5 protein-coding genes and 1 pseudogene are annotated in these 6,000 nt (G+C 58.3%); 4 read left to right on the forward strand and 2 right to left on the reverse strand.

Annotated elements, in window-relative coordinates; all coding sequences use genetic code 11:
• The first annotated feature begins 280 nt into the window (after window positions 1-280).
• The 4 genes from EOA85_RS02575 (at window position 281) to EOA85_RS02590 (ending at window position 3,903) form a co-directional block, all read left to right on the forward strand.
• Window positions 281-802, forward strand: coding sequence for a hypothetical protein (locus EOA85_RS02575; RefSeq protein ID WP_127208242.1), 522 nt, complete (start codon window positions 281-283; stop codon window positions 800-802).
• Between the two features lie 89 nt (window positions 803-891).
• A complete protein-coding gene (locus EOA85_RS02580) occupies window positions 892-1,704 on the forward strand; it encodes a hypothetical protein (RefSeq protein ID WP_127208243.1) in 813 nt (270 codons plus the stop codon).
• 284 nt (window positions 1,705-1,988) lie between these two features.
• A complete protein-coding gene (locus tag EOA85_RS02585) occupies window positions 1,989-2,717 on the forward strand; it encodes an HNH endonuclease (protein ID WP_127208244.1) in 729 nt (242 codons plus the stop codon).
• Window positions 2,710-3,903, forward strand: coding sequence for a DGQHR domain-containing protein (locus EOA85_RS02590; protein ID WP_164759459.1), 1,194 nt, complete (start codon window positions 2,710-2,712; stop codon window positions 3,901-3,903). The genes EOA85_RS02585 and EOA85_RS02590 overlap by 8 nt, the downstream gene beginning before the upstream one ends.
• 309 nt (window positions 3,904-4,212) lie before the next feature.
• On the opposite strand, the pseudogene EOA85_RS02595 reads toward EOA85_RS02590, so the two are convergent.
• Both EOA85_RS02595 and EOA85_RS02600 read right to left on the reverse strand, forming a co-directional pair.
• A pseudogene (locus EOA85_RS02595) lies at window positions 4,213-5,326 on the reverse strand (nucleotidyl transferase AbiEii/AbiGii toxin family protein).
• Entirely contained in the window at window positions 5,307-5,999 is a 693-nt protein-coding gene (locus EOA85_RS02600; RefSeq protein ID WP_127208246.1) for a DUF6088 family protein, read from the reverse strand. The pseudogene EOA85_RS02595 and the gene EOA85_RS02600 overlap by 20 nt, the downstream one beginning before the upstream one ends.
• Window position 6,000: the final 1 nt, after the last annotated feature.

Genomic DNA, 6,000 nt, shown 5'->3' on the forward strand with positions numbered 1-6,000 from the left:
TCCGCTATTTTGTGATGTGTAGTTTGCGACTGATCGGGACCGAGTCTTTGTACAAGATGATCGAATGTTGGAGGATAGGGTGTAGGTTGCAGTTGCGGACAAAGCGAACATTCCCCCCAAGTGAAAACGACATCGCCCGCTCTACGCTGGCTACGACTAGAGGATGTGTCTGCTCAAGAGTGGCAAGCAGGACAACAGGCTAAGATGCAACACAGATCTTCTCGCGGGTGTGACAGCTGCAATCTGTTCAGGGTGCAATGAAAATAGAGACGGATGTGAAATGATGACCTTGCAGCGCAGATATCCGGTAGCCCTTGCGATCGCGGTGTTCCTCATTTGCGGTCCAGTGTTGGCCCAATCAGCTATGGAACATCACGTCTGGCAGGATAAGCGCAAATTCGACCCGTATAGCCGCACCGCAAAGTCGATCACCGGTGCAATACGGCTCTCCGGAAATCCGGGTTTCGCCAGCCGCGGTAGCAAGTTGACGATCACATTCGAGAACGGCAAAAATGTCGAGCTGACGTCGGTGGGCGCATCATGGCGTCCGTGGGAGGAGGCGGACGACAGGATGGCGACCGCGGAAGTCTTCAAAATGTCACGGGATCCGGGCGCTCTCAAAAACGGCAACACGCTTTGCGGCGTTCCGAAATTTGATCCGGCCCGATACATTGTGTTTCTCGAAAAGTCGTCGTCCGGAAATTCTCCGCTGCTTGGGATGGCGGTCTTTGGATCAAAGAAAGCTCCGCACGACGTCAATAGCCAAGGCCTCTGCGGCACTTTCAACTATTCTACCGACTGAAGGAGGGCCGTCTGCGCGATTCGGTCGCTGCGATAGGGCTTTCGGATATTCGCGTCGTCGCGGTATAAGGTCCGAGGGTCGGGGACTTCATGGCAGTACCAATTTTTTTTGATCGTTATCGCGACGTCATCAATCGGCGTGGTGAAGCGGCAGCTCGAACACCAGAGACGCTCCTCGATGTCGATGGACGAGACGAACTCTTTTATATTCCGTTCGAACACGTGAATTCGGCCGCTCGCCTGGTGGTCGTCGGGATCACTCCCGGCCCAGACCAGATCGCGCTCGCATACCGGACAGTCAGCAGTAAGATCAAGGTTGGGCTGACTAACGAGAAAATTCTCGCCGAAGCGAAGAAACATGGAGCATTCGGCGGTCCGACGATGCGACCCAAACTGCTGCAAATGATGCGACATTTCGGCTTCTCCGAACTCCTGGGAATTGAAAGAGAAGAGGATCTATGGGCGCATCGAAGTGATCTACTGCATGCAACCTCCATAGTCCCCCATGCGGCATTCCGGAGGGGAAAGCCCTTTGCTGGCAGTTTTGACGACGTTCTGCGAACTCCGGTCTTCCGGGAGAGTTTCGAAAGAGATTTTGTGCCGTCGCTTTCGATGCTGAACCCTGATGCGCTTTATGTTGGCCTTGGTCCTACGCCTCTCGCCGCGCTTGATCGGTGCGCGGAGCAAGGATTGATCCGCCCCGATCAGGTGTTGGGCGCTTTTGCGCACTCGTCAACGAACGGGGGCAGCCAGGTCGACGTCTATCTTGGTCTCAAATCGATCGACGCTCTAAACGAAAAAGACCCCGTCCGGTATCGGAGCGATTTCTTGTTGCCTGCGTACGAACGCATGAAGGCGGTGACAGATCGCCTTCATGCCGCAATGAAGGCTGCGGCCGAATAGGGCGACTGGGAAACAATGGGTTGGAGTGCATATCAGGCTTATATTATGCTGCCGCTTGCGCAGCATCAGGGAGGAAAGATGAGTCTTAGTGTGCCGCAGAACGGGGGTTCTGATTGGAACCCTATCGGATAGATTTACCGCGTACTTACGCGTTTTGGGATGACGTTGACGGCAAGAAGGAGGACTGGGGTCCCCGCCTTTGGTCATTGATAAGCTCCGCAATCGACTTTGAGCCGCCCGTCGTTTTGGTCGATCGGGAGACTTATGGGTTCGTCAGGGACAGGATGATCAGCTACATCCACGCCCGCTTGGTCACCCGAGCACGCCAGATTGATCTGGAGATGGCCACCTTCCCGGAGGATGCGAGGCAGGATCGACTGGCAGACACGGTCGAGGAAGTCCTCTCGCTCGGCGAGGAACAGCGGCAGGAGATTGCCTGGCTACTGTCGAGGATCAGCGCTCGGATTCGGAGAAAGGGGGCAGTCCTGACAACCACGCAGCGGCGAGAGGTCGAGGACTTCGCCTCTGGCAACGGCCACCGATGCTATATCTGCGGTCGTGGTCTGCATTACGCGGATCGCCCGCACCCCGACGCCGAGATGAAGAACGCGAATTATCGTTCGTTCGAATTGGACCACATGTTCCCCCAGAAGCGGGGTGGCAGCAGGTCGCGGGCGAACCTCGCGGGGTGTTGTGAGTCCTGCAACAAGTTCAAGGATGTGAAGCTATCATTCGCTGATGAGGCGGTTGAAGCCTTCATCACGGCGTCGATGGATAGCGTGAAGGTGGCAAGAGCGTTCCACGCCAGAGCGCGTTTCCTAGTCCTGTGGCGACAGAAAGGCGAGTGTGCCCGATGCTCGATAAAATTCTATGATGCGCCCGACGAGCGTCTTTTCTTGTTCAGGAAGAACCAGGGCGACGTCTACCATTTCCTGAACGTCGAGATAGGCTGCGGCGCTTGCGGAGATCTGCACGCGGGAGCGGAGGAAGAGGGAATCAAGATACGTGATTAGCTATACTGGTATTCTCGTCGAGCAGCGCCCCGGTGCGCAGGTCAAGTTCCTCGTCTTCGTGGCAGATGCCAAGGAGGTGGTCGGTTGGGCAGAAGCCGACAACATCAAGCTTGACCGGGGCAACGTTCAGCGCGAGCTGGTGGAATCGCGCTGGAGGCAGATCCGCAAATTCTTCAACGCGTCGCCAAACAACGTGATCCCTACCAGCGTGACGATCGCGCTGGATGAATCCATCCCCCAAGCCGAATCGGTGGAGGACCTCGCAAACGCAGCCGGCTTTGTGCTCGAAGACACAGCGAACGGCATGACCAAGATCACCTTCGATCCAGAGCGGATCAAGGGGGCTGCGTTCATCATCGACGGGCAGCATCGCCTCAAGGGCATGTCCATGCTCGACTATGATGTGAAAGTCCCAATCTGCCTTTTCTTGTCCTTGCCGAAGGTGGAGCGCGCCTTTCAGTTCGTGACTATCAACAACAAGTCACACAAGGTTCCGACTGGCAACCTGAAGGCGCTGCTGGCGAATTTCGAGCAGATCGAAGCGAATCTGCGGAGCCGGCTCACACAGGCATCCATTACCGCTCCGCATTATTCGACAGCAGTTGACGTGCTCAATGAAGATCCGGAGAGCCCATTCCACAAGCTGGTCGACTGGGTGAACAACCGCTTCGAAGACGCCGCCCTCCTCGTTCCGCCGACCGCGCTCGAGAACTCGCTGCGCGCCATCGTGCGTGCCTTTCCGGAAACCCGGGAGGACGAGTCCGATGCGCTCGCCGTACTCTATGCTATCTGGCGGGCGGTTTTCGGTCAGTACGGTATCACTGCCGCAACAGCTGCCGGCTTCCCAAACCTGATGCTCAAAGCGACCATCCAGACGATCTCCGAGATGGTCGTTGAAAAGCTGAAGTCGGATTATGACCCAGCATTCTCGAACGACCCCGTGATGGCAGACAATGGCGAGAAGGCGGGCGTCACTGCGGCTAACCTCGTGCAAGGCATACCGGCTGCCTTCTGGGAGCGGCCCTGGACAATGAAGAGCCTGGATACCTCTGCTGGCCGGGCGCTGATCCAGGAGGGCATTCGTGAACTCAAGCGAATTATCCATCAGAGCAATGGCGGAGATCTACCGGATCATTGGGAGCAGCGCCTGAGATTGTACCAATCCGGCACCGATTTGGAGGAATGAAGTCAATCGCAGCCGCGGCAAGGCCATCTCGACGCGCTGCATGCGTATTTGAGGGCACAGCGTCGAAAGTACGCTCAGCAACGATAAGGTCGAACGAACACGGAACGGGCCGCTCTCTTTAACATCCTTGAGGTGTCCGTCGCAGATCAGTGTGACGCCGGCTGGTCCTGTTCAGAAACATGAGCTGTATGGATGCCGCCGCTAACCTCTTGCATCATTAGGCCTTTCACTTGGCGTTGTTTAGCGGGCTTTCAACGCGATGCGCTTTACATGGCGCAGGAGGTTCCACGCGGGCAAAGGGCGCGGCGCTCATGGTGCCCCGCCATTGGTAGTCGCGACGTTGAGATATTGCTCGAGCGCCTCGATGCTCGCCATGACTTCGGCGAAAGCTGGCGGCGTTCCGAAAATCATCGCGGACATCCGCCGGTAGTCCGCTGCAAGCTTGGTTCGCATGTCTTCCGTCGGAATGAGGCGATAGCGGCCCGGTATCGCGCGATCGTAACGATGATCGGGCGCGCGAAACATCAACTCCTTGTGCTGTCGGCACGCCTCGGCAAGTTCGCGCATGGATGCCGTTGCGACACCGTAGTCGGGGTGCGTCCAGATCTGATGGACGTCGTAGTAGTGACGCGAGTACCGATTGAGATCGGGCACGGGCCGTTCCGGATTGGCATCGTGACGCCGCTTCTCCGTCATCTCGGTCATCGCATGCAAGATCAGCACCTTTTCCCAGAACGTGCGCTCAGGCCTCACCGTCGTCACGTTCTGAACGGTGAGGCTCGGCCCTTCCGGCATCTCGGCAGCGATATAGGGCACGATCTCGCGCGGCTCGGCGGGTTCGGGATCGGGTCGCGCGCCGCCTTCGATGCGAACGGCCGCCTGCACATAGCTGCCTTCGGCCTCGAAGACGCTCTTGTAGCCAAGCACCAGGATGTCGAGCGCTTCTTTGTTGCGGTAAAGATCAAAGCCGAAGCCCAGCGAGAAATGACCAGGACGCTCGGCCGCCTGTTCCACGACGGCGAGCTCCTTCATCAGCAGTTCTCTGAGCGGTCCGGAGATATATTGCCGCGCGGCCTCGTCGACTTTCTCGGCGAGCGCGCGTTGCTGGCGATTGACGGAGGGCAGGGCGGCGATGTCGGCTTCAAGCGGGACGTTCAGATCGGCTTTGTAAATGCCGATGTCGATATCCTCTGAAAATCGGCGGACCAGCCCATACGCCTTGCTCAGGCTGGTGCCGCCCTTGAAATACAGACCAACCGGATCGTTCGGCCGGCGGTTGAACAGAAAGTCGAGCACCCAGCAGACGTAAAGGTCCTTTTCGATATTTGCCGCCTTGGTGCCCAAGTGGGCGGCGACTGTCTCGAAGAGCGTACGGCGTTCCGTCGATGCTCGAGTGCAGGATCTCAATGAACGTCTTCTGCATGATCGCCCTTCGCGCGTTCTGGCTCCGGCGCGCCTTCGGTTTGATCCTCGGCGATTCTGCGCGTGATTGTCTCGACCAGTGGATACATCCACGCGGGGACCGCATGAATGTTGTCGCGGAGGTCCTGTGCGATCTTGTCCCGATCGGGATTGCGTGACAGATCCCGGACGATCCCGTTGATGGCCGCGTCGAAGCTCGATCGTTCGTCCCGAAACCATGTGAGCGCTTGGACCACGCGCATGGCCGGCCGGCCAGCCCAAAACGCCGTCTTGGCCGCGATGCGCTTGAAATCAAGCTTGTAGATGACAGGCCGGACCGCCTTCGGATCGCCGGCGCTTGCCTCGATCTCGATTGTTCGCGGATAGGTGTCGGCATAGATCGTTGAGCGCGCCGGGACGGCTGTCGTCAGGCCGAGGTCGTTCGCGGCGGTCATTCCGTCGACGAGGACGCGCAGCTTGTCGCGCCGGGCAATGGCGTCGACGAACGAGGACCGGGGCGGAAACACCATCTTGCCGGTGAGCTTGCTGACGCTGGGCTTGTCATAGAGTCCGCGATGGGGCCGGCGAATGTCGCCCCGCAGGGTGAGCCGTTGCAGCGCCTTCTCAACGGCATTCGGTGTGCCGATGTCGAGAAAGTCGGCGCGCGACCATACGCCGGCCGGCGCCGCCTGGATG

This window comes from Mesorhizobium sp. M5C.F.Ca.IN.020.29.1.1 (genome assembly GCF_003997375.1).
GTDB lineage: Bacteria > Pseudomonadota > Alphaproteobacteria > Rhizobiales > Rhizobiaceae > Mesorhizobium > Mesorhizobium wenxiniae.